This window comes from Pedobacter zeae (genome assembly GCF_014196715.1).
Classification (GTDB): domain Bacteria; phylum Bacteroidota; class Bacteroidia; order Sphingobacteriales; family Sphingobacteriaceae; genus Pedobacter; species Pedobacter zeae.
Genome location: NZ_JACIEF010000001.1, coordinates 675,777 through 700,637, shown reverse-complemented (window position 1 = coordinate 700,637; position 24,861 = coordinate 675,777). Strand labels below are relative to the sequence as shown.

The 24,861-nt window shown below is 41.0% G+C and carries 17 protein-coding genes, 1 tRNA gene and 2 pseudogenes; 10 read left to right on the top strand and 10 right to left on the bottom strand.

Going from position 1 to position 24,861, the window contains the following annotated elements:
- Nucleotides 1-2 precede the first annotated feature (2 nt).
- On the top strand, nucleotides 3-974 hold the full coding sequence (locus tag GGQ60_RS02785; protein WP_183759861.1) for a PD-(D/E)XK motif protein: 972 nt from the start codon (nucleotides 3-5) through the stop codon (nucleotides 972-974).
- Entirely contained in the window at nucleotides 974-3,349 is a 2,376-nt protein-coding gene (locus GGQ60_RS02780) for an AIPR family protein (RefSeq protein WP_183759860.1), read from the top strand. The genes GGQ60_RS02785 and GGQ60_RS02780 overlap by 1 nt, the downstream gene beginning before the upstream one ends.
- Here the strand turns inward: GGQ60_RS02780 and GGQ60_RS02775 are convergent.
- The 3 genes from GGQ60_RS02775 to GGQ60_RS02765 form a co-directional block, all read right to left on the bottom strand.
- On the bottom strand, nucleotides 3,346-4,593 hold the full coding sequence (locus GGQ60_RS02775; protein WP_221235861.1) for a DNA cytosine methyltransferase: 1,248 nt from the start codon (nucleotides 4,591-4,593) through the stop codon (nucleotides 3,346-3,348). The genes GGQ60_RS02780 and GGQ60_RS02775 overlap by 4 nt on opposite strands.
- A 70-nt stretch (nucleotides 4,594-4,663) precedes the next feature.
- On the bottom strand, nucleotides 4,664-5,101 hold the full coding sequence (locus GGQ60_RS02770; protein ID WP_183759859.1) for a very short patch repair endonuclease: 438 nt from the start codon (nucleotides 5,099-5,101) through the stop codon (nucleotides 4,664-4,666).
- A gap of 21 nt (nucleotides 5,102-5,122) precedes the next feature.
- A complete protein-coding gene (locus tag GGQ60_RS02765) occupies nucleotides 5,123-5,530 on the bottom strand; it encodes a hypothetical protein (RefSeq protein WP_183759858.1) in 408 nt (135 codons plus the stop codon).
- Between the two features lie 1,021 nt (nucleotides 5,531-6,551).
- On the opposite strand from GGQ60_RS02765, the gene GGQ60_RS02760 reads away from it, so the two are divergent.
- The 8 genes and pseudogenes from GGQ60_RS02760 (at nucleotide 6,552) to GGQ60_RS23140 (ending at nucleotide 18,691) form a co-directional block, all read left to right on the top strand.
- Nucleotides 6,552-7,289, top strand: a complete 738-nt coding sequence (locus tag GGQ60_RS02760; protein ID WP_183759857.1) for an ImuA family protein — start codon at nucleotides 6,552-6,554, stop codon at nucleotides 7,287-7,289.
- 5 nt (nucleotides 7,290-7,294) lie between these two features.
- The gene (locus GGQ60_RS02755; protein ID WP_183759856.1) at nucleotides 7,295-8,803 is read left to right on the top strand and encodes a Y-family DNA polymerase; all 1,509 of its coding nucleotides are present in this window, start codon (nucleotides 7,295-7,297) and stop codon (nucleotides 8,801-8,803) included.
- Between the two features lie 9 nt (nucleotides 8,804-8,812).
- Nucleotides 8,813-12,052 (top strand): error-prone DNA polymerase, encoded by a 3,240-nt coding sequence (locus GGQ60_RS02750; RefSeq protein WP_183759855.1) that lies wholly within the window; start codon nucleotides 8,813-8,815, stop codon nucleotides 12,050-12,052.
- A 579-nt stretch (nucleotides 12,053-12,631) separates the two neighbouring features.
- The gene (locus GGQ60_RS02745; protein WP_183759854.1) at nucleotides 12,632-13,669 is read left to right on the top strand and encodes a transposase; all 1,038 of its coding nucleotides are present in this window, start codon (nucleotides 12,632-12,634) and stop codon (nucleotides 13,667-13,669) included.
- Between the two features lie 425 nt (nucleotides 13,670-14,094).
- Nucleotides 14,095-15,081, top strand: a complete 987-nt coding sequence (locus GGQ60_RS02740; RefSeq protein ID WP_183759853.1) for a S41 family peptidase — start codon at nucleotides 14,095-14,097, stop codon at nucleotides 15,079-15,081.
- A gap of 456 nt (nucleotides 15,082-15,537) precedes the next feature.
- Nucleotides 15,538-16,726: pseudogene (locus tag GGQ60_RS02735) on the top strand (TraM recognition domain-containing protein); the annotation flags it as partial.
- 197 nt (nucleotides 16,727-16,923) lie between these two features.
- Nucleotides 16,924-18,024, top strand: a complete 1,101-nt coding sequence (locus tag GGQ60_RS02730; RefSeq protein ID WP_183759852.1) for a serine hydrolase domain-containing protein — start codon at nucleotides 16,924-16,926, stop codon at nucleotides 18,022-18,024.
- Between the two features lie 460 nt (nucleotides 18,025-18,484).
- Entirely contained in the window at nucleotides 18,485-18,691 is a 207-nt protein-coding gene (locus GGQ60_RS23140) for a RidA family protein (RefSeq protein ID WP_373284797.1), read from the top strand.
- A gap of 82 nt (nucleotides 18,692-18,773) precedes the next feature.
- On the opposite strand, the pseudogene GGQ60_RS23135 reads toward GGQ60_RS23140, so the two are convergent.
- The 7 genes and pseudogenes from GGQ60_RS23135 to GGQ60_RS02690 all read right to left on the bottom strand — a co-directional run.
- Nucleotides 18,774-19,016 (bottom strand): annotated as a pseudogene (locus GGQ60_RS23135) (putative glycolipid-binding domain-containing protein); the annotation flags it as partial.
- Nucleotides 19,017-19,174: 158 nt separating this feature from the next.
- A tRNA-Arg gene (locus GGQ60_RS02715) sits at nucleotides 19,175-19,248 on the bottom strand.
- A 222-nt stretch (nucleotides 19,249-19,470) separates the two neighbouring features.
- Nucleotides 19,471-19,704: a hypothetical protein gene (locus tag GGQ60_RS02710; protein WP_183759851.1), complete on the bottom strand. Its 234-nt coding sequence runs from the start codon at nucleotides 19,702-19,704 to the stop codon at nucleotides 19,471-19,473.
- Nucleotides 19,705-20,107: 403 nt separating this feature from the next.
- Nucleotides 20,108-21,277 (bottom strand): mannonate dehydratase, encoded by a 1,170-nt coding sequence (gene uxuA / locus GGQ60_RS02705; RefSeq protein WP_183759850.1) that lies wholly within the window; start codon nucleotides 21,275-21,277, stop codon nucleotides 20,108-20,110.
- A 43-nt stretch (nucleotides 21,278-21,320) separates the two neighbouring features.
- Nucleotides 21,321-22,145 (bottom strand): SDR family oxidoreductase, encoded by an 825-nt coding sequence (locus GGQ60_RS02700; RefSeq protein WP_183759849.1) that lies wholly within the window; start codon nucleotides 22,143-22,145, stop codon nucleotides 21,321-21,323.
- Between the two features lie 16 nt (nucleotides 22,146-22,161).
- The gene (locus GGQ60_RS02695; RefSeq protein WP_183759848.1) at nucleotides 22,162-23,628 is read right to left on the bottom strand and encodes a glycoside hydrolase family 30 protein; all 1,467 of its coding nucleotides are present in this window, start codon (nucleotides 23,626-23,628) and stop codon (nucleotides 22,162-22,164) included.
- 59 nt (nucleotides 23,629-23,687) lie between these two features.
- Nucleotides 23,688-24,860, bottom strand: a complete 1,173-nt coding sequence (locus tag GGQ60_RS02690) for a glycoside hydrolase family 88 protein (protein ID WP_183759847.1) — start codon at nucleotides 24,858-24,860, stop codon at nucleotides 23,688-23,690.
- Nucleotide 24,861 lies beyond the last annotated feature (1 nt).

Below are 24,861 nucleotides of genomic sequence, written 5' to 3'. Positions count from 1 at the left end.
TTATGGTAAACATCAAATCAATCTGGGAGGCCCAGAAACCAACAGGTGATTTCATTATAAAAACAAGGCTTGAAAATATCGCACATTTAAATTGCTATGCTTGCACTAACAATATAACAGGACAGTATTTGTATATCATGTCTGTTGCAAAAAACGTGGTAATTCCTGAACTCAAAAATTATCGTTTCAAAGGTGTCGAAATATTTTCTTTTGAAACTGATAGCTCCCTTGAATTAAATATTCATCTTATAGATAATGAGTTGAAAGATATCTTCGCGTTGTTTATTCAAAACATCATAGAAGATATTACAACAACAACTTCCGAAAATGAAGCGCTAACTAAGACCTTAAATGTAATTTTTAAATGGAAAAAGCTATTTGATAAAATTAGCTTTAGTGGAATGTCTCTTGAATATCAAAAGGGCTTATTAGGAGAACTTATCTTTATCAATTATCTGATTGACAACAATTTGCCAACTGACAAAATATTAAGTGCTTGGACAGGCCCTGAGCAAGATGATAAAGATTTTAGATTTGGCGATATTGGCGTTGAAATAAAACTTACTTCATCGAAGCATCCTAGCCTAAAAATCACAAATGAGGGACAACTAGATACTCAAAATGTAGACAAACTTTATCTTATTCTTTATTTAGTTGAAAATGTAAAAGAAAATGGTTTTTCTTTAAACTCGTTAGTTTTTCAAATAAGTGATAAATTACATTTGGATTTAGATAAGCTGAAATTCTTTAATGAAAGACTATTACTTTTAGGCTATTTAGCTAGTGACGAACAGCATTATAATACGATGTATTCTATCAAACAGATATACTACTACAATATCAACCAAGATTTTCCAAGGATCATAAAATCACAACTGCCGTCGGGGATTTACAATACATCTTATTCCATTGAACTTTCCGCAGTTGATGAATTTAAAATTGAACCCCATATAATAACAAATTCATTAAATTAATGGAAAGAGCTCTTACTAACTATATTGAAGAATTAACATCAGATGTAGCATCATTAGTTTATTCTGATGGTGAAGGCGCCAGTTTTGAAGATAAATTTACAGAATATTGTATCGAAGTACTTGAAAAAATAGGCAAATCTGAAGGTGCGAGAGTATTGTCGTACATACATCCTAACAGTCAAGGCGGGGTGGAATGGAAGATAAATGGCTATTGTTTAAAAGATCAGTTTAAAGATGAGAACAATAAAACCTATTTCGAGACTTTAGATTTATTTATTACTTATTATAGAAATGATAGTTACGAATACAGTATTACTCAAGCCGATTATACCAAATCACTCAACCAAATAAAGAAATTTATTAATGGAGCTTTAAAAAGACACATAGATTATTTGGATCATTCGCATACAGAGCTAATAGAACTCATTAAAATCATTTCAAAACAAGGTAACGACTTTGACAGGATAAATATTTTTTTTCTAATTAATGGATTTTCAAACCACGATAAAGAGCAACTGGAAATAAATGACATCAGTGTATTTGTACATACTTGGGATGTCAACAGGTTATTTAAAATTAATGAGGCCAACAGTATTCACGAACCTATAGAAATAGAATTTGAAAAATTTACCACAAAAGGAGAAGGCCTTCCTTGTTTAAAGGTTCCGACGATAGACGAAACATATGACTGTTATTTAACTATTGTTCCCGGAATAGTTCTAGCAAAACTTTATGCAGAATTTTCTAACGAGTTATTGGAAAGCAATGTTAGAGCTTTTCTAGGTCAAGCTGGAAAATTCAATAAAGGAATACGTGATACTATTCAAGATAAACCTCATATGTTTTTACCTTATAACAATGGCATAACTGCGACGGCTGAAAATGTTACGACAGCCGTTGTCGGCGATCAATTGGTTATCACTCATTTAAACGATTTTCAGATTGTTAACGGTGGACAAACAACGGCGTCACTTTATCATACTCAAAAAAAGTATAAAGATGCTGATTTGAACAAAATTTTCGTTCAAATGAAACTCACAGTTATTAAGGATAAGGAGAAAAAAAATGAAGAAGTTCCTAATATTGCGAGATTTGCAAATAGCCAAAACAAGGTTACTGAATTAGACCTATCTTCTAACAATCCTTATTTTGTTCAGATAGAAAATCTATCGAGAAGAAAATATGTTGTTAATCCTGAAAATAGAAATCAATCGGTATTATGGTTTTTTGAGCGAGCAAGTGGTCAATACAGAGAAACGCTTAACAAACAAACTTTAAGTCAGCAAAAAAAGTTTAAAGAACAAAATCCAAATAGCTTTAAGTTTGTCAAATCAGATGTCGCTAAATACATCAACATTTGGGATTTACAACCTCATCATGTATCTCTTGGTTCTCAAAAGAGCTTTATCCATTACACGAAAAAGATTGAGGAGTTAGTCAAAAAGAATAAACTACCAGGAGAAAACTTTTATAGAAAATTAATCGCTAACGCAATCGTTTTTAAATCTGTAGACAAGCTTTTTGGCAGAAAAAATGTGGATGCAATTGGCGATACGAACTTAAAGTCATTTACCGTAGCTTATACCGTTTCCTATTTCCATTATTTGACTAAGAATAGAATTGATCTGTGGAAAATTTATGATGATCAGAAAATTGATGACGAATTAAACAGTACATTAAAAAGATTGTTGATTTTTGTCTACCAACACTTATTAAAGGCATCTAATAATACACTATTCTCAGAATATGTGAAAAAGGAGGCCTCTTGGACAAACTTAAAAAATGCAAATTATCCTGAGAATTTAGAAAACACATTAAAGAATTATCTCGTAAGCGAACAAGAAAGAGACGCTAGAGAAACTGAAAAAGAAATAGACACAAATGATCTCGAAAATGATCTTTTTACAATAAGTGAAATAAGAAAAACAGGGATTAAATTTTGGGATGGTTTCAGAACATATGTAGATCAAAATAAACCGGAAGGATTTGATTATTATTTAGCTTTTGATTTACTCAAAAAAATAAAAGACAATAAAAATTTATCATCACGTGAGATTTCATTTGGAAGTAAGGTCCTGAGCTATATGAAGGAAAAACCTTCATTAATGGAAACCATTAAGTCTTTATCCAAATTAAAAGACGAAGAATCTATTGAAGTTAAATTTATTTATGATAAACTTTTACTCCTTTCAAAAGAAGAGTGGAAAAGAATTATAGATGTTGCAAGTCAAACTAAAATATTCGACCATTTGGAACTTAGCAATGTAAAATCTGTTTACAATTCATTTCAGAAAAAAGAAAAAGTAAAAGAATTAGCGCTAATTAAAGCCTTCAATTCAATTAAAAAACTAGAAAAGTTTAAGATTATGATTTAAAGGAGATCTTTTATTTCAACAGCTATTTGTTGGCCAAGTAAGCAAGGAACCGCATTACCGATCTGCTTGAATGCAGCAGTACGGTTTGCTCCTTCTTTTACACCTTCAAAATAAAAATCGTCTGGGAAGGATTGTAAGCGAGCTGCTTCTCTAACAGATATAGACCTGTTTTGTAATTCATCGGGATGGATATAATAATGTCCATCCTTTGCAATGTGAGCAACTACTGTTTGTGATGCCTCCAGATCTGCGGCCACTACCTTAAATCTATCAAAGAAGGAAGATCTGTTTTCATGGGTTTTTAAGCGATCTGGTAAATCATTATAATTGAGACGTTCTTTATCATTATTCCATTTGTCAACAGCGATGCGATAAATTTCTTTATCCTGCAAAGCGTGTGGCCTGGCTATGTGCTGTGTTAGTGTGGTGATCTCATTTCGTATATGAGCAGCTTCAAGATATTCGTTTTTATTAGCAGTATAATTTAAAAACTTATCTTTTCCCTCCCCTGCCTGTATGGCTGGCAAATCAGCAAATAAGCTTGATACATTAGCAGTCAGGCCACTTTTATAGTTATCCAAATCCGGCAGATTTGGAATAAAATCTTTTCTCCAGCCAATGATAATCAAACGCCTGCGTTTTTGTAATACACCAAAGTTTTCTGCTTTAACCGAAAAAATATGAATGCTGTACCCTTTTTTGTAAAAGAGTTTTTCCATGTTCTGTAAATAAACTCCGCCACCTGCAGACTTTAAACCTAACACGTTTTCGAATACAAACATCTTAGGTTTATATTTCTCCAGGTAGTTTGCGTATTGAACGTAAAGAAAATTACGGGAATCTTTCTTCATACCATGCTCAGACCTTGCACGGCCTACCAGGGAATATGCCTGACACGGTGGCCCGCCAACGATAAGATCTATTTCATTGTTACCCTGAAGGTTTTTATCTATAAGACTGAAAATTTTCTGATTGTTTTCATCGCCAATCCCGAGGTTAATGACTGAGTCTAAAATTTCCTGCGGCATTAAACTGTAAAGATCTTTTCGAGTTATATCCCCTTTTAAATAAGAATGATAGTGATTTAAGCGATCACTTTCTTTAAGATAATAATAAGCAGCTCTAGTCCTAAGCGAGTAAGAAGCCGCAACGTCAATCTCGACATGTGCAACAGGAGAATAACCTGCTCTTTTAAAGCCTTCTGAAAGGCCTCCGGCACCAGCGAAGAGATCGATATAGTTCACGTTAAATATAATTAAAGGTCGAAGTTAAAAAAAGTTTTCGCAGCGTTCCATGTTTTTGAAAGAAAAACGTTCAGAGTTTTGGAATCTTGCTTAGATCATACATTGTTTCTACTATTGTCTGAAGGGTGGCCTTTATTGTCTTAGGTTTCAATTCGCATTCCCATACCACGATAACTCTCCAACCTGCTTTTTTTAATGAATTGACATTGATTATATCTTTAGCCTTATTTCCGTTTATCTTACTTAGCCACCATTCAGTTTTAGTTTTCGGAATTACGTAATACCTGCATTGGTCATGGCCATGCCAGAAACAACCATTTACAAATATAACGGTTTTATATTTTGGTAACACAATATCGGGCTTACCCGGTAAATCTTTAACGTGGAGGCGATATCTGAAACCATTTGTATGTAGAAACTTGCGCACAAAAATTTCCGGCTTAGTATTTTTGCTCTTAATGCGACTCATGTTGTATGAGCGGGTTTCTTTGCTGTGTACATCTGCCATTTAATTATCAACAATCTTTTCTCAACTTTGTGTTTCATCTTCTAATATGCCCCAGACAACTTCGCAGGCAAAGAATTCAGCAATCACGATCCTGATGATAACTACACCCATATCATCAATAGCGATGTACCTGTAGTTATTATCCTGTACATCTACCCAATCATTAATGAGCATTCCTACGTTATGCATCTCACCGTTCTGGGAGTGTATGGGCATTTGAATGACCATTAAGCGTTGTTGATTGCGGGAGCCTACTTCTCCCAATACTTCCTGAAAGTGGACCGAGTTGAAAATATCGTGATTTTCCGGAGGTAACGATGAAAGGGTGCCGCACCAGAAATGATCAGGGGTGTCACCACATATCAGGCTGAGTTCAAAAGCGGCATGACCGCGGGCAAGTTTAAACATCACATTCTGTACACGTTCCATCTCCGGGACGAAGCCACTTATGCCATCTGCTATCGTTCGAGAATCTTCGATTCTCTTGCGTAGTGCGCTTGATTTTTCCATTTTTCGTGCTACCGAAGGCCGGATTATTTTTGTGGGATCTGTGGAACCGCAGCGGGCACTTTCGATCAGACATGCGAAATATTCTTCATCTATTGAAAAGCCTTGGTTACAGGTACTGCAGCATCCAACAACGGGAAGGTTTGTGGGATATGGGGCTTCCAAAAGACATTTAGATGGGACGTGATCTCTTGTCTCAGCAGGTCCACCGCAATAGATGCACCCACGAATCAGCCGGCTATCAGCATAATTATTTAATTGATCCATAATATTTAATTAGATTGCTGGCGGATAAAAACGAATATCAACTTGTAACTAATATAAAAGGATCTTTGGAAACAATCAATAAATCTGTAAAGATTAAAGATGATTTACGTATTCTAATCAGGTTATTATACCGGGAACGCAATGGCAGCTTGATTAAAAGCATTAAAGTTGAACGTAAATGAAGCTTCATATTGAGGTTTTATTTTGATGCTCAACAGCTGTAAGTGAATATGGTTTTGGCATTACCCTTTTATCTTTAATGAAGCAGATTCATCTTTTAAAATGGTAGGCAAGGTAAATATTTTATCTGCACTTTATGAAAACTGCTTCATAAATTTTTACGTATAATGTAATGCAGGGGGTGAGAGTCCTGCATCTGGCAAAAGCCCGAGAGCGTTAATTTAGATGGGGGTAATCATGTATTTGGTTATCCCTTTTTTTGCACAGCACCAAAACCAGACATTTAGCCTGCCAAGCCATTTCCTTTCGCTGCAAATTTACTGATGCTTATTTTTCCATCAAGACCCTATCTAAATAATTACACCACACATGCTTGAAACTTTTACTTACTGAAACACCAGGGTTTTAAATATTTATTTTTTACTAACTTTTTTAGTATTATGTTTGTTGTAAAATTACGGAAACTAACAATAATAGCTAATCATTTTAGCAAAACATGAACACTAAAAGCGAATTGGTGCATAAACTGCAACAGGATATTTTAATGTGGCAGGGCTTTAAGCCAGCCGCTGAAGGTAGGGCTGACCGAATTGGCCTTGGTGCCATTGAAGATGCCTTTCCTGGTGGTGTGTTTCCGAAAGGGGCCATACATGAATTTATTGCCGTATGCCCCGAAGATGCCGCCGCCAGCGATGGCTTTATTGCGGGGCTTCTTGCTGCTTTAATGAACGATGGCGCCGCAAGCCTATGGATTAGCACCGCAAGGCATTTATTCCCCGCAGCGCTCAGCGCTTTTAATGTAGCCACAGAACGGATTATTTTTATCGATGTTGATACCGAAAAAGATGCCCTTTGGGTTATGGAAGAGGCCTTGCGGTGCAAAGGATTAGCAGTTGTAGTGGCAGAGGTTGATGCCCTGGGCCTGATCGAATCGAGAAGGTTACAGCTTGCCGTAGAAGAAAGCGGGGTTACCGGTTTTATTATGCGTAAAGATACACGCAGAATGGCCAGTACCATTGCTACTGCCCGATGGCAGATTAGCCCCTTGCCCAGTGTTTTGGAGGCGGGCATGCCAGGCCTGGGTTTTCCGCGCTGGCAGGTAGCCTTGCTGAAAGTGAGAAACGGGATACCCGGGAGCTGGATGATGGAATGGGCGGGTACTGGCTTTTTAGAAATTAAACAGGCATTGCAGCAGGATGACTGGAAAAGCGGTGAACAGCGGCAGATTGGATAAAAAATATGCAAAGGCGTTTTGTTTCGATATGGTTCTGCCAGCTATTGGCAGATTGGCAGCTGATCCGCCGGCCTGAGCTGGCCGCTGTTCCTTTTGTATTTGCAGCCCCTGTACATGGCCGGATGATGATTACCGCCGTAAGTGCATTGGCCGCAGCAGCCGGGATTGAAAAAGGCATGCGTGCAGCAGATGCAAAAGCCATTTGTGCAGGTCTGGAAGTACTGAACGATAAGCCCGGCAGATGTGAAAAATTATTAAGGGCACTTGCCGAATGGTGTATCCGCTATGCCCCCATAGTTGCCATAGATGAATTTGCTAAAGATGGCTTACTGTTAGAGGTAAGCGGCTGCCCGCACCTTTGGGGCGGCGAGCGCGCCTATATAAAAGAAATGGTATTGAGGTTAAAAAGCAAGGGCTATACCGTAAGGCTGGCCATTGCCGATACCCCGGGCGCTGCCTGGGCAGTAGCCCGCTTTGGCAAAGTGAGCCCGCTGGTGGCAAGCGGTGAACAGGCAACCGCATTACTCCCTTTAGTACCAGAAGCCTTACGGCTAGAAGCGCCCATACTGGCTAAGCTGCGCAAGCTTGGGTTTTACCAGGTAAAAAGTTTTATGGGCATGCCGCGGTCTGTTTTGCGCAGGCGTTTTGGCGAAGGTTTTTTATTGCGCCTGGCCCAGGCACTGGGCACCGAACAGGAAACTTTAGTACCAGTGCAGGTACCGGTAGATTTCCAGGAAAGGTTGCCCTGTTTAGAGCCGATCAGAACACCTGTGGCCATCGAAATGGCCATTACCAGGCTATTGGAAAACCTTTGCACCAGGCTTAAGGCTGCTGGCAAAGGCCTGCGCCACGGCATTTTAACAGGTTACCGGCTGGATGGGCAACTGGTACAGATAGCCATTGGTACAAATGCGGCCAGCCATAGTGTAAGCCATTTATTAAAACTTTTTAAGTTAAAGATTGATCACATACGCCCCGGCCTTGGCATTGAGCTGTTTATTTTAGACGTACCTAAAGTAGACGATGTAGCAGCAGCGCAGGAAACCATGTGGGCGGTAAAACCCGGCCTGGACGACCAGGGCATAATGAGGTTATTAGACCGGGTAGCCGTAAAGGTTGGCCCTAATGTAATTCGCCGTTACCTGCCTGCCTCACATTACTGGCCGGAGCGCTCGGTGCAGCCTACCTTTTCGGTAACCGAAAAGCCAGCAGCAGCGTGGCGTTTAGATATGCCCCGGCCAACTGAGTTGCTGCCTGCACCGGTTGCCATTGAAGTAATGGCACTTATACCCGATCATCCGCCCAGGTTTTTTATATACAAAGGTGTTCGGCACCAGGTGGTAAAGGCTGATGGCCCCGAGCGCATAGCACGCGAATGGTGGCTGGAACAGGGAGAACACCGCGATTATTACCAGGTAGAGGACGACCAGGGCCGCAGGTATTGGTTGTTCCGCTCAGGGCATTATACCAGCGAAAAGCAGTTTAAATGGTTTATACATGGTTTTTTTGCATAAAACACGATAATGGGATACAGCGAATTACAGGTAACTTCTAATTACAGTTTTTTACGCGGGGCATCGCACCCGCATGAACTGGTAGAGCAAGCGGCAGCTTTTGGCTACGAAAAAATTGCCATTACCGATAGGAATACGCTGGCAGGTATTGTACGTGCCCATGCTGCCGCGCGCCAGAAGAACATTTCGATTATCCCGGCCTGCAGGCTCGATTTACTGGACGGGCCAAGTTTACTCGCTTACCCAACCGATAAAGAAGCGTACGGGCGCTTATCTGCCTTGCTTACTTTGGGCAACATGCGCACAGAAAAAGGTTCGTGCCACTTAACGCGGGCCGATGTTTACGCACACGCAAAGGGATTAATTTTTACGGCCGTAATGCCAGGGGTACTTAACCGGCAGTTTTCTTTTGATGATGGTTTGATTAGCGCAATAGCAGAATACCGCGAGGCTCTGGGCAATGCGCTGTACTTAGGTGCAACCAGGAGTTATTTAGGCAACGACGATAAACTGATATTCAGGATATTGCAGCTTTCTTCGAAGTACGGGATACCGGTAGTGGCAACAGGCGATGTGCATTACCATGAGCCCGCACGCAGGGAACTGCAGGATGTGTTAACCTGCGTGCGCGAAAAGTGCACCATTGATACGGCAGGTTTTCGCTTGCACCAGAATGCCGAACGGTACATGAAGCCGGTAGAGGAAATAAAGCGGCTTTTTAGGCGGTACCCGGAAGCCATCAAAAATACGCTGGTGATTGCAGAAGCCTGCACCTTTTCTTTGGATGAGCTAAAATATGTGTATCCTGAAGAAATTAACCAAAGCGGCAGGCCACCCCTCGAAGAACTGGAATACCTGACCTGGAAAGGTGCCCGGGCATTGTATGGTAAGGAGATACCCGAAAAGGTGGTGAATATGGTGCGCTATGAACTTGAATTTGTTAAAAAGATGGATTACGCCAATTATTTTCTTTTTGTGGAAGATATTGTAAGGGAAGCGCGTAGCCGGGGTATTTTATGCCAGGGGCGCGGTTCTGCCGCCAATTCGGTGATCTGCTTTTGCCTGGGCATTACCTCGGTAAACCCCACCAAGTTTGATTTGCTGTTTGAGCGCTTTATCTCGCCTGCCCGTAACGAGCCGCCCGATATTGATGTTGACTTTGAACACGAACGCAGGGAGGAGATTATGCAGTACATTTATAATAAATATGGACGCGACCGCGCGGCAATTGTAGCCACCGTTACCCAACAGCACCAAAAGGGCGCTGTACGTGATGTGGGTAAAGCAATGGGCTTATCAGTTGATACCATTAACAGGCTTTCTGGTTCGTTATGGCAGTATACAGATGAATGGTTTGAGGGTAAACTATTAATGGAGCAGGGGCTGAACCCGGGAGACCCGCACCTGAAAAAGACCCTGGAATTAACCGCGCAGATGATGGGATTTCCGCGGCAGCTGGGGCAGCATACCGGCGGTTTTCTGGTAACCCAGGGCAAATTAACCGACCTCTGCCCTATTTTAAATGCCCGGATGCAAGACCGCACCAACATTGAATGGAATAAAGATGATATTGAAGACCTGGGCTTTTTAAAGGTAGATGTGCTGGCCCTGGGCATGCTAACCTGTATCCGTAAAGCTTTTGATTTTTGCCGTGCACAGTATGGCCGGGAGCTTACTTTGGCCAATGTACCGCAGGATGACCCTGATGTTTATAACATGATTAGTGCTGCCGATACTTTGGGGGTATTCCAGATTGAAAGCCGTGCCCAGATGTCGATGTTGCCCCGCTTACGGCCAAAATGTTTTTACGACCTGGTAATAGAGGTGGCTATAGTGAGGCCCGGGCCCATACAGGGCGATATGGTACACCCCTACTTGCGCAGGCGAAACGGCGAAGAGCCCGTGGTGTACCCTTCGCCCGAACTCGAAACCATATTAGGCCGTACACTCGGTGTGCCGCTGTTTCAGGAACAGGCCATGAAAATTGCCATCGTTGCTGCTGGCTTTAGCCCTGCCGAAGCAGATGGGTTAAGGCGAAGCATGGCCACCTTTAAGTTTAAAGGCCTGGTAAACCAGTACGAAAAGAAACTTATTGATGGCATGCTGGCCAAAGGTTATTCTTTGGAGTTTGCCCAAAGGATTTTTAAGCAGCTGGAAGGATTTGGCAGCTATGGTTTTCCGGAAAGCCATGCCGCAAGTTTTGCCCTGCTGGTATATGTATCGTGCTGGTTAAAACATTATTACCCGGATGCCTTTGCGGCTGCTTTGTTAAACAGTATGCCCATGGGATTTTACCAGCCTGCACAAATTGTAATCGATGCCCGGAAACACGGTGTTGAAGTAAGGGAAGTGGATGTAAATTATTCATCGTGGAATAACCTTTTGGAAGAAAAAGCAGGCCGGTATTTTGCCATAAGATTAGGTTTTAGGCAGGTTAAAGGCATACGTGAAGAGGAAATGGAGCTTTTGGTATCGTGCAGGGCTGGTGGTTACCGCAGCATTACCAGCCTTCGGGACGCAGGGATTTCGCTTGCTACGCTTGAAAAACTGGCCGATGCCGATGCATTCCGCTCAATGGGCTTTGACCGCAGAAAAGCGTTATGGGAAGTTTCAGCCCTGCAGGATGTGCCCGTAGCCTTGTTTAAAGGCCAGCCATCAGAAACCGCGCTTGAAACACAGGTAGCATTACCATTTATGGGAAAAGGAGAACATGTGGTGCAGGATTACGCCACCACCGGGTTATCGTTAAAGGCCCACCCGGTAAGCTTTGTAAGGGACCAACTGGATCTGCTTCATATCCGCAGTTGCCATACCATTAACCATAACGCTACTGATGGGCAGCTGGTAAAAGTTGCCGGTTTGGTGCTGGTAAGGCAGCGGCCGGGCACTGCCGGTGGCGTGTGTTTCATTACAATAGAAGATGAAACCGATTATACCAACCTGGTGGTATTTGAAAAGCTTTTTGAAACCTATAGAAAAGAGATCCTGCATGCGAGGTTGTTAATGGTGGAAGGGCGTTTGCAACGCGAAGGCCAGGTGGTGCATGTAATTGTAAGCAAGTGTTTTGATTTTACCAAGATGCTGGGTAAACTATTACAGCGCGAGGTGGATGATTTGCCGGTATTCTCTTCATCGCGCAGTGACGAAAAAACAGCGCCTTACCCCGCGCAAAATAAACGAACCCAGGTTCGGGAAGAGGTAAACCAGGAAACTAAAGCCGCTTTTCATGGCGGCAGGAATTTTAGGTAGTAGCTTAAAAGAATACTTAAGGAATAGATTTAGCGGATAATGGCTTTATCCAATTACTAAACAACTCAGATCAAATAATGCGCTTGCAGTCTATAGCAAGGTATCGTTATGTGTATAAATAATCACATTTATCTCTACCATAGATAGGCTAAAAAATTAGTTTACCCCCTGAACTAGAAAAATCCGGTTCAGGCTTGGGCTCGTTGAAAAAGGACTTAAGCACAGCACCACCTTCCTGTGCCCCGTCCAGCGCCTGAACAGGTGATATTAGAAAACTAAATTGATTAAATCACCTTTGATGACTAAATTTGTTTAAAATCGACCGGAAAAACTGTCTATATCGAATAAACTGGATTTGAAATAATGTTCCATCAAAATTTAATTGAACTATCATGATTATCAGGAGAAGACTTAAATGCTAATCGAGGTAAGACCAAAGCGTGAGCAAAAGGCCCGATAAGTTAATGGTCAGCACAAATTAAAAGAACGGTCAGGTGAGTCAAAGCTGTCGCTAAGGTAAGACCTATATTATTATAGAAAACGCCTGACCGTTCAAGATGGAAAATAATACCGTCACCTATGGATGCATTGAATAAGACAAAAAGATATGTCTATTTCATCGGGATCGACATATCAAAAGAAACTCTGGATATCGCCGTCATGGTTCAGGGATCTATTTTGGTCCATAATACCATCCTCAATGAACCAAAAGCAATCAAGGATCATCTGCTACACCTGAAAGCGTCTTTGAAGTTTACCACCAGAAATGCAGTAGCTGGAATGGAAAATACAGGCATTTATGGTAATCACCTCATCAACAAACTGAAGACGCTTAAAATCGATACCGTAGTGGACCCACCTCTTCGCATTAAAAATTCATTGGGTTTAATCAGGGGCAAAACCGATAAAAAAGATGCTGAAAGAATCGCCCTCTACCTCTACAAATCCAGGGATGTATTAAGATTAAGGATACCAAGGCGACCAATTATCGAACAGCTGGCCGGTTTAGCCACCTTGAGAAAGCGGTTACAATCGTTTCATATCGCTATGCAGGTACCCTTAAAAGAAACGGCAGGCTTTGTGAAGAAAGGTCTGATCGAACAAAACAACAGACTTTGCTCCAGGAGTACCGATGCCCTTAGGCTGGATATACAGGATGTTGAAGATTCAATTGAGGCAACATGGAAAGCAGATGAAGAAACCAACCGGTTGATGACCTTAATGCAGTCAGTGCCCTGCGTTGGGCCCGTGGTTGCATTGGAAATCCTCATCTGCACCAACGAATTCAAAAACATAAGGACCATCAGAGAGTTCGCATCCTACGCAGGAATAGCGCCCTTCCCTTATAAGTCGGGTACCACGGTCTATAAGAAAACCCGGATATCAAAAATTGCCAATAAAAAAATGAAAGCCCTGCTACATAACTCTGCCGTTCTGGCCAAAAGATTTATTCCGGATATTAAGGCTTATTATCATCGTAAAATGAATATAGAAGGAAAACACAAAATGTCAGTACTGAATGCAATCCGATTAAAAATCGCAGCAAGGGTATATTCCTGTGTAAAAAACAATAGATTATACGAAAAAATATATGAATACAGGCCTCTTACCGAATGAGTGTCTTTAAGTTTATCTAAAGCCGAGCTTCCATAAACGGCAACTGTTGGGTTCCGTGCACCTGTGGGCATCGTTTATAACTGGAAAAACTTTTATATCCCAAAAGTAAAAAGCTTTTTGTTGCCTGAAGCGGTGGCACTAAAATATCCAGGCATTAACGTATTATTATGAAAAGCCGGTTTCTATAGTAAGAGAAAACAATGTGCTATGGCTCAATGCTCCTGTTAAAAGCAGGTTATATTTTACTTCGGAATCCGACCTTTACATCGATGACAAGGAAAGTGGAAGCCAGGAGAGTTTGAAGAGGGATTATTGGGCCAGATCTTTCTTCGCTGTTTTTGCTACCTTTTAAAAAAAATGAAGCGGATGCAACTTAAAACTGTTTCTACCCGTCTAGGTTTTAGTTAGTATTCATTTAAATGAACATGAAAAATAAACAACAACTGATTGTCGTAATCATAACTGTTATTATCTTTTTTAAAAATTTTGCCTTCGCTCAAGGCGGGGTTGCAAAAGATAACACCATCAAATTGAACACGGAGATATTGAACATTATCAAAAAAAACTCCATGTTCTCCGATAAGCTCAACTGGAAACAGGTCAATGAAGAAAGTAAGATTTTGCCATTTACTACAAATGATTCTTTAAACGAAAAGATCATCTATAATTTCTATACCCAAAAGCTTCGGGAAGTTGGGGATCGTCACTCCTTTTTCGTAACAAACAAGGTGATGGAGAAATTTCGCGAGAAGCCCCTGGTGGATACACCGGCTGGCAAATATTTAGGGGAAGGCATCGCGTGGTTAAAGATTCCTGCCATTCTAAGTTTTGATGGTGAGAAAGAATTGAAATATGCAAACGATGTTAGAGGTATTATCAAAAAAATAGATACCGACAATACCATTACCGGATGGATTGTTGACCTTCGTCAGAATACCGGCGGAAATATGTGGCCTATGCTTGCGGGGCTGAATGCGCTTGTTGAGGATGGAACCGCAGGCTATTTTGTAGAAGGCAAGACTGGAAAAAAATACCCCTGGCAAAATAAGAATGGTATACTCCTTGGCAAAGGGCAGGTTGTAGATACTTATAAAAGTAAAAACAGAAACGTTAAAATTGCCATCTTAATTGATTCCAGAACAGCCAGCAGTGGTGAGATGACCGCAATATCTTTTTTGGGGCTGCCTAATGTCAAATCGTTTGGTCAAACTTCCGCTGGATATACCACTGCGAACTATACATTTGTTCTATCCAATGGTACACAACTTCAACTAGCCAAAACATATGTAGCAGACAGGACCGGTAAAGGTTATCCAAAAAACGTCGAGCCGGACGTTAGTGTTGAGCCTGGAATCGATTCTGGACAAGACAAAGTGATATTATCTGCTAGCACTTGGTTAAAAAGCAAATAATGAACTTAGACACCTGACCCCGCCAGCCTAAATAGCTTGCATAGGGTATAAACCTGTCAGACAGATTAACCGGCCAATGATTTGGATACCTATTGAAAATGCTATCGATCTACATTGGAGCAATTGTCCATTCGTAGGCAATATCAACTAGCGGAAGACTAATTAATGTTAAAGTATTAAAGATTTTATCTCCAAAGGCCGGACATTAGAATACCACCAAGCCTGCTGAAAAAGCCTTGATGCTTTAGCTGATGGTATAAATTGGATGAGAAAAGTATCAAACCGGTAGCGAACCAAACTCAAAAAAACCAATCAGATTGCCGAACAAAATAATCGGAAAGCAAGAGCTTTGGAGTTATTGATCAATAAAACCATCACCGGCGGAGAATACCGGCAGATCAGGAAAGAATGCGAAAATAGCATTTTGAGAGATGAGGCAGAGCTAAAAGAACTTAGAGCCATCGTTGCAACCCGCTCAATCCCGACTTTATGACGGATATTTCAGATGCATACGAAGCTGCTTATACCATAATGCTTAACCTTAACAGGTCGTGGATCCAGAAGCAAGGGGATTTTTTCGTCGAAAGCCCAATTATATTGCTTGCAGCCATTATTTGGTATCTCAAAATCTATGAGAATGGTAAATATTGCACCTTTCCGCATGCGATCGAACTGCTGAATAAAAAATATTCGGACGTGTTCACGATTTTAACTTCATACCCTGACCTGGAAAATTATCTGTCTCCGTTTATGGATGCTTGGCAGGGCGGTGCACAAGACCAGTTACAAGGTCAGATCGCATTAGCAAAAATCCCCCTGTCAAGAATGATTAGCCCGCAACTTCATTGGGTGATGACGGGGGACGATTTTACCCTTGACATCAATAATCCGGCAGCCCCAAAGATTTTGTGTGTGGGTAACAACCCAGACCCGTCAGAATATCTACTCGGCAGCCCTTGGTCTGTACAATTCAAGAATTGTAAAGCTTATCAATAAAAAGGGGCAGTTAAAGAGTTCGGTTATCATTGATGAGTTGCCAACAATATATTTTAGAGGTCTTGACAATTTGATTGCAACAGCACGTAGTAACAAAGTAGCTGTCTGCCTGGGGTTCCAGGACTATTCACAATTAATCCGTGACTACGGCGATAAGGAAGCTAAGGTGATACAAAATACCGTTGGCAATATTTTCAGTGGTCAGGTAGTTGGCGAGACCGCTAAAAATCTTTCGGAGAGGTTTGGCAAGGTTTTACAGAAGCGTCAAAGCTTAAGCATCAACAAAAATGATAAATCTACCTCTATTTCCACACAATTAGACAGCCTCATTCCTGCTTCCAAAATATCCACGCTTACGCAGGGAATGTTCGTGGGAGCCGTATCTGATAATTTTGATGAGCGCATCGAGCAAAAAATCTTTCATTCGGAAATCGTAGTCGACAATGCTAAAGTGTCGCAGGGAACGAAAGCATATCGGAAAATCCCGCAGATCATATCTTTTTTAGATGAAAAGGGACAAGACAATATGAAGCAGGAAATAGAAGCAAATTACCGCCAGATAAAAAGTGATGTCCTGGAAATTATAATTAACGAAATGGAACGAATCACAAACGACCCCAATTTAAATCACTTAATCAGAAATCAATAAAATCTTTTAAGGGACCTAATTGTCTCTTTCATTTTTTTCATCTTTTAATTTGGTAAATTTTAATGTAACTATAATTTTTCCAATCCGTTATTTTAGATCTGCTTCGGTCAAAATTTGTATATTTACTGACTCAAAGCCATCTAATCCGACCCTTCGGCAGGAACTGCAACTTGGCAGGCAATTGTAAAGAATACATTATGAGAAGAACATTTTTATTGATATCGGTTGGGCTACTATTATTTAATTCCACATTTGGTCAATCAGTTCAATATAAGCAGCTTGACAGCTTATTCAACTCCCTTTTTAAGCAGAAAATATTCAATGGAAATGTGCTGATTGCAGACAAAGGGAAAATCTTATTTGAAAAAGGCTACGGTTTTGCTAATGAGAAAACCGAGCAAAAAATTAATAACCAAACCATATTTGAATTGGCATCTGTTTCCAAACAGTTTACTGCAATGGGAATTGTTTTGTTGGAAAAACATGGGAAACTAAACTATGATGACAAAATATCAAAATATATTCCTGAATTAGATTTCTACGGAAATATTAGCATAAGAAATTTACTTAATCACACTGCCGGACTTCCTGACTATATGGAGATTTTTGAAGAAAAATGGGATAAAACAAAATTTGCTACGAATCAAGATATAGTTAATGTCCTCGCTAAATACAGACCAAAAGTAATTTTTCAACCAGGCGAAAGATTCCAGTACAGTGATACGGGTTACACTTTATTAGCTCTGATTATAGAAAAAGTATCACATAAGACATTTGGAAGATTTTTGAGTGAAAATATATTTCAACCTTTAAAAATGAAAAATACGTTTATCTATAGGAGCAGATTTGAACCAAAAGAAATAAAGAATTATGCTCTTGGGTATGTTAAAGACAGTTTAGGTAATAAAGTGCTTCCCGATAGTTTTGGTAAAGAATTTTATACTTATTATTTAGACGGAATCGTGGGTGACGGAACAGTTAACTCTACAACAGAGGATCTATTAAAATGGGACAGAGCACTTTATGATGATAAATTGATAGACTCGAAAGATAAAGAGCTCATATTTAATTCCGCAAAAACCAACGATGGAAAAGAAACGAATTATGGATTTGGGTGGTTCGTTGGGAATTCGAAAAAATATCGCAGAATCGTCTATCATACTGGTGGTTGGCCAGGGTATTCTACCTATATAGAAAGGCATTTGGACAATGACAAAACGGTAATAATCCTGCAAAATCAATCAGAAGCAAAAATAAATTCATTTTTACAAAAAGTAAGAACGATATTGTATAATTAACCCCAATCAGAAAGTACTTTCATTTGTATTTTTGACTTTAATTGTAGCAGTGAAAGATTTTTTATCTATTACTTTCAAAACAGCACTTCCAGACATAATTCTGTTATTGAAAAATTCGATAAAAATGAATAATTTTTTACCCATTTACATATCTTAGACAGGTTATATCTATTATTTATTGCAGCTAGTAAAATCAGCCTAATATTAAACTTAACTCAATAATACAACTTAGATGATGCGTTATATTATTACTATTACTCTTATCATAGTTTTCAACAGTGCGTTTTCTCAGACAGCCAAAATAGAGAAAGAAAAATGGCATTGGAATGGAAAAACACAAGATAGTACGGCATGATATAGTCAGGCTATAAAGGTGAATAATGTCATCTACATTTCTGGAGTGGTAACAAATAATATTACCCCCGAAGGAATTGCTTCTGTGTATAATAATTAAAAAACGATACTCTCAAACTACGGCGCTACATTTGAAAATGTTGTAAAAGAAAATTTATATACAACAGACATTGAAGCTATGAAAAAATATAATGATGTAAGGAAGAAATTTTACAACAATGATTTTCCGACCGCTACCTGGACACAGGTTGAGAGACTCTATATGCCGGACTCCAAACTTGAAGTTGAATTGGTAGCCCATTTACCCAAATAGAAGGTGAAATACTTTGTAAAGCCGTGATCACAAATGCGGTTCAATTAATTTTGCCACCCGCGGGTTCACATCTCCAACGCGTTCAAATCTCGCAACTTCTCTGGAAAGTTCCGGATAATCTTTTACCAAACCGTCGCCCACCGGCCTTAATTGCGGCAGAAAAGTTCTTTTCAAGGGTTTCATCAAGATAGAGATCTTTGTTCTTTTTCGAATACCGCTGGCTCACGGGTTTGACCTCGTCATTCAAAACATCGATGTACAGGACACTAATTTCTTTACACGGACCAACTTCCAGGGACAGGTTGTTGACCGGAAGCGCATTGGTAAAAGGAGTAAGGCGGGATTCGAACCTATCCTTTCAATATACGATAAACATTGATTTTTTCGATCTTTGAATTAAAAGTGCCACGATATTGCCACGATTACCCTCAACTTTCAAAAAATCAATTTCCAGTTCTCTACTGAGTTACTGTGTACTAGTTGTACCCCGGAAGGGATTCGAACCCCTGACCCACGGTTTAGAAAACCGTTGCTCTATCCAACTGAGCTACCGAGGCCCATTTTTTAATGAGCTGCAAATATAGAAGTTCTATTTAATATGTAAAAATATATTTTAAACTATTTGGAACGTAATTTTTCCATTTTAAATAAGTATTTAAAAACGAAGCCCTTAAAATTAATATCAGCCGCAGTTACGCGGTTTTTAGGTATAAAAAAGCCCGTTTCGCTCCTATGCAACGGCCATAACAGCGAATTAAAAAATGGGCTTAAACGCCGGATTAAGCGTCTTCCCCGTTCCAGATATCATCATCCGCCTGCCGGATCTCTTTACGGCCAGCATTTTCACTCCTTAATTCATCGTGATGGTAATTCCGTTCAGGATTTTCGGGCAGGGCACTGTCCTGATCGGCAGGCACTTTCCTTAAATGCTCGGGCTTTTTAACCTCTGGTAAATCATCGTGGACTACTGAAGGCGTTAAGATTTTTTTGGTGTGATTTGTACTGTTCTCCATAAGTTTAAGCCGCTCAAATTTCAAGCCATAAGTAAGGTGAAGGGTTAGCGGTAAGCGTTTATCGGTTGGCGAGAGGAAAAAATTACAATAAACCACCGGTATGCATTTATGAAAATTAACTATGGGAAGATCCTTCGACTACGCTCAGGATGACATTAACTACGCTCAGGATGACACATTCAGTCAGGATGACCTATAAGAAGGAAAAGATAAGTTTCCGCGTTGCGGTGAACCTGTAAAAAAAGATGCGCACAAATAAACCGGTGTTTATTTGTGCGCATCTGTGGTAAATTAATTATGGAAAGATCCTTCGGCTAGGCTCAGGATGACATTAACTACGCCCAGTAGAATATGACCAGGCGCAGGAAACATCTTACGCTCCGGGCAACAAAAACCAAAGTGTTTAGTAATTTCCCGTTACCCCGATTTCCAGGCCTCTTAGTTCAGCTAAACCCCTTAACCGGCCAATGGCTGAATAACCCGGGTTGGTTACTTTGGCTAAATCATCCAGCATTTGGTGGCCATGATCAGGACGGAAAGGAATAGATTGATCGCGCAGTGCATTTTCTTCGGATAAGGCTTTCATGATTTCGTACATGTTTACATCGCCACCCAAATGGTCTGCTTCGTAAAAACTGCCGTCTTCATCTTTTTTAACGTTACGCAAATGGGCAAAATACACCCGTTCTTTAACCGCGTTAAAAATTTCTAAAGTATTATTGCCCATACCCGCCCCTAAAGAGCCGGTACAGAAACAAACCCCATTAAAAGCCTGGTCTACTTCTTTGATGATATAATTAAAATCTTCCAGTGTACTGGCTATCCTTGGCAAGCCTAAAATGGCATAAGGCGGATCGTCTGGGTGAATGGTCATTTTAATGCCTTCTTCGGTACAAACCTCAGCGATCGATAAAAGAAAAAATTTAAGGTTTTCTTTTAAGCCCTGTGTTCCGATGGCTTTGTATTCGTTAATGCTGTTGCGCAAGGTTTCCAGCTCGATTTCTTTTTCGTTCGGGATGCCCATGAGCACGTTGATGCGGAGATCAGTTAAATCCTGTTCGGTTAGCGTAGCATATTTAGCCACAGCCCTGTCTAAAACCGATTGCGAATAATCGGCTGCTGCACCTTCCCGCTTCAGGATATAAAGGTCAAAAATGGCCAGGTCGATCCAGTTAAAATAAAGCGCTTTCGATCCATCGGTCATTTCCAGGTCGAGTTGCGTGCGTGTCCAGTCTAAAACCGGCATAAAATTATAACATACGGTCTTAATGCCGCATGCCGAGAGGTTGCGCAGAGAGGTTTTATAGTTTTCGATATACTGCCCGGCATCTGCCCGGCGGGTTTTAATGGCTTCGTGTACGGGAACGCTTTCTACTACCGACCAGGTTAAACCTGCAGCCTCGATAATGGCTTTTCTTTCCTGAATATCGTGCAATGGCCAAACTTCGCCGTGTGGAATATGATGCAGTGCCGTTACAATGCCGGTGGCACCTGCCTGTTTAACATCTTGTAAGCTCACCGGATCGTTTGGCCCATACCAACGCCAGGTTTGTTCTAATTTTTTATATTTCATATATTATGACTGTACAAATTGATTATGCTAATATGGATAATTTTTAAACACCGGAGAAGGCTGTAAATCCCCCATCTACCTTAACACATTCTCCATTTACAAATTTAGCGGCATCACTGAGCAAATACACCAAAGCCCCAATTAATTCCTCAGGCGCACCAAACCGTTTAAATGGTGTTTTAGCGATGATGGCCTGCCCCCTTGCCGTTAAAGAGCCATCCGGGTTGGTTAATAATGCCCGGTTCTGGTTGGTAATAAAAAAGCCGGGTACAATGGCATTCATCCTGATTTTATCCTGGTAACGGTTGGCCAGTTCTACCGCCATCCATTTGGTATAACTATCAATAGCAGCTTTAGCCATCGAATAGCCCAGTACGCGGGTGAGCGCCTGCGTAGCCGAAACAGATGAAATATTTACAATACTGCCCCCATTTTTAGCTATTGCTGCACCAAAGACCTGTGTGGGCATAATGGTTCCGAAGAGGTTTAAATCAAAAGCCTGTTTTAAAGCCGGAACATTGAGGTCGAAAACATCGCTGCCCGGTTGGATGACCGCCTCGGCCACATTTCCGCCGGCAGCATTAACCAGGCCATCAATGCGGCCAAATGTTTTAATAATAGTGGCATTTGCGGCAACCAGGTCTTCTTCATTTAATACATCGGCAATAAGGTAAATGGCTTTGCCGCCGGCCTCAGCCACTTCAGCAACCCTTTGTTTAGCTACTTCTTCGTTCCGCCCGATAATAACAATGGTAGCACCTGCGGCGCACAAGCCCTTAATAAAAGCTTCGCCTAAAACACCCGTGGCACCGGTAACTGCCACCACCTTGTTTTTTAGCGAAAATAAGCTTTCTACTTCTTTTAACATTTTTTATTCTATTTATTTATTCTACTACCAGTGTGGTAATGGAGTGCGGCAAACTGGTTGTTGTTACAGCCTCGCCTTTTATCCATAAACTGTATTTTAATTGATGATCAGACTGATTCATAACCACTACAACCATCTTTCCATCTGTATTTAAAAATGCGGTTGATTGCAATTGATCGCGGCTGGAGGCTGTTCCTATTCTTTTGGCTCCCGGGCGGATAAATTTAGAAAAATGTCCCATATAATAATAGGCATTGGTGTAAATCAATTTATCATTTTTGGTATCGGCATGTACGGGCGCAAAACAGAAGTTACCTACATGATTGGGCCCGCCTTTTTCATCCAACAGGATATTCCAATCTGTCCATGCAGCCGTTCCGGTATTAAAATCATTAATCATGGAGTAGCCGTAGCGCTCGCCCAGGCTCCAGTCGTCTAATTTATTTACATCGTATTTTTCTTTACATCCTTCGGTAAAAATCAGGGCTTTACCGGGATAAGCCTCGTGTGTTTGCTTCACATTACCAAACTGCATGCCGCTGCCTGTCCAGGTTTCGTACCAGTGAAAACCAATGCCCCAAACATATTTAGCGGCGTCTTTATCGTTTAAAATGGTACTGGCCCTTTGGAAAATCTGGTCGCGGTTATGATCCCAGGCAATTAGTTTTTTTGATGCCAGCCCCGATTTTTGTAAGGTTGGGCCCAGGAAATTTTTGATAAAATCGCGTTCCTCCTCGGCAGTGAACACGCACGATTCCCATTTCTGTTTGGCCATGGGCTCGTTCTGCACACTTAAGCCCCAAACCGGAATCCCCTTTGCCTCGTAAGTTTTAATAAATTTTACATAATGATTGGCCCAGCTTTGGCGGTAGGCAGGCAATAAATGTCCGCCCTGGATTAAACTGTTGTTATCTTTCATCCATGCCGGTGGCGACCACGGGCTTACAAACAGAGGCAGTTTACCGCCTGCTGCCGCAATGGCCTGGTTAATCAGCGGAATTTTATATTGCTCATCGTGCGCTACGCTGAAAGTTTTAAGGTCTTGATCGTGCTCCTGCACATAGGTATAACTTCCACTGGAAAAATCGCAACTGGCAATATTGGTGCGTGCCAAAGTGTAACCTATACCTTTATCGCGGTTATAATAAGCCGTTAAAAGCTCCTGCTGGTTTTTCTTCGATAACTTTGCAAATGTTTCTGCCGAAGCATCGGTTAAGGCACCTCCAATGCCCACCATGGTTTGATAGGTAATGGTGGGATCTACAAAAATACAGGGCTCGGTTTCAAATGGTTGCTTATTTTCAGTAAAACTTAAGGTTTCGGTTTTACTGATGCGGTAGGCCGATTTTTCTGCCGTAGTGTAAACCGTTACCTTTTTATTGGCAACAGTATAAGGCTGCAGGGGCTTTATCGTTTTTTTCTTCTGGGCCGACACATTAAATGCCGTGGCCAAAATGAACAGGATGCTTAAACTTCGTTTCATGATGAGGTGTTTTATTTAATTTTGCCAGGCAGAGTGCCTTTACTTCATGGCGGCCATTTTTATTTTTTACTTCTGAGTAAAGCTTCCAGGTAATAATAATCGGCATAATTGATGGGCACATCGATTTCGGATTTTGCCGGACGGTGCCCGGTACTGTGTTCCAGGATGAAGCCGTAGTTGGTGCCAATTTTACTGGTATAGTTGGTGCTGAGCGAATTTAAGATCTTGTTGGCCGCAGCTCTGTATTTTTGACCATGGCTGCTGTATTTTGCCAGTTCGTAAAGTGCAGCAGCCGTAATGGATGCAGCAGAGGCATCTCTTGAGGCATCGGGGATTTTTGGATCGTTGTAATCCCAGTAAGGAATCCCATCGGCCGGGGTAATTTTATTGTTTAAGATAAAGCCTGCAATACCATCGGCCTGAGCCAGATATGCTTTATTTTTAGTTTCGCGGTAACACATGGTATACCCATATAATCCCCAGGCCTGCCCCCTTGCCCAGGCCGATTCGTTTGCATAACCCTGGGCGGTTACTTTCTGGCGTACATTGCCGGTTAAAGTATCGTAATCGACCACATGATAAGAACTGTAATCGGGCCTGAAATGGTTTTTCATGGTGGTATTGGCATGTTTTACCGCAATTTTGTAGAAAGACGAATCGCCGGTTAAGCGGGTGGTTTCGAACAGGAGTTCAAGATTCATCATGTTATCAATAATTACGGGGTATTTCCATTTATCGCCATTGTGGTCCCACGATTTGATTACACCTGCCGTGGCATTAAACCTGGTGGAGAGTGATTTAGCCGCCTGGATAATGACCGCTTTATAAGCCGGATTGCCGGTTAAACGGTATCCGTTACCAAAGGGGCAGTAGATCATAAAACCCAGATCGTGCGTTCCTCTGTTAAATTGCTCTTTTTTAATATCTTCGGTGTATTTTTCAGCCAGGTTGAGCCACTTTTTATCTTTAGTGTATTGATAGAAATACCAAAGCTCTGCCGGGAAAAATCCACTGGTCCAGTCTTTTGAGACCACCATTTTAAACTGCCCGTTTTCTACGGTACGCGGCGAAACCAGGTTAGGTTTAATTTTCCTTGCCGAATCTACATTTTTGATCAATACCTCGGTTTGTTTAGCGGCCGATGCAAAAGCCCTGGCCACATTTACCTGCTGTGCCTTTACCGTACTGAAATACAATATACTTAAGGCTATTATAGTTAATTTTATCTTCATG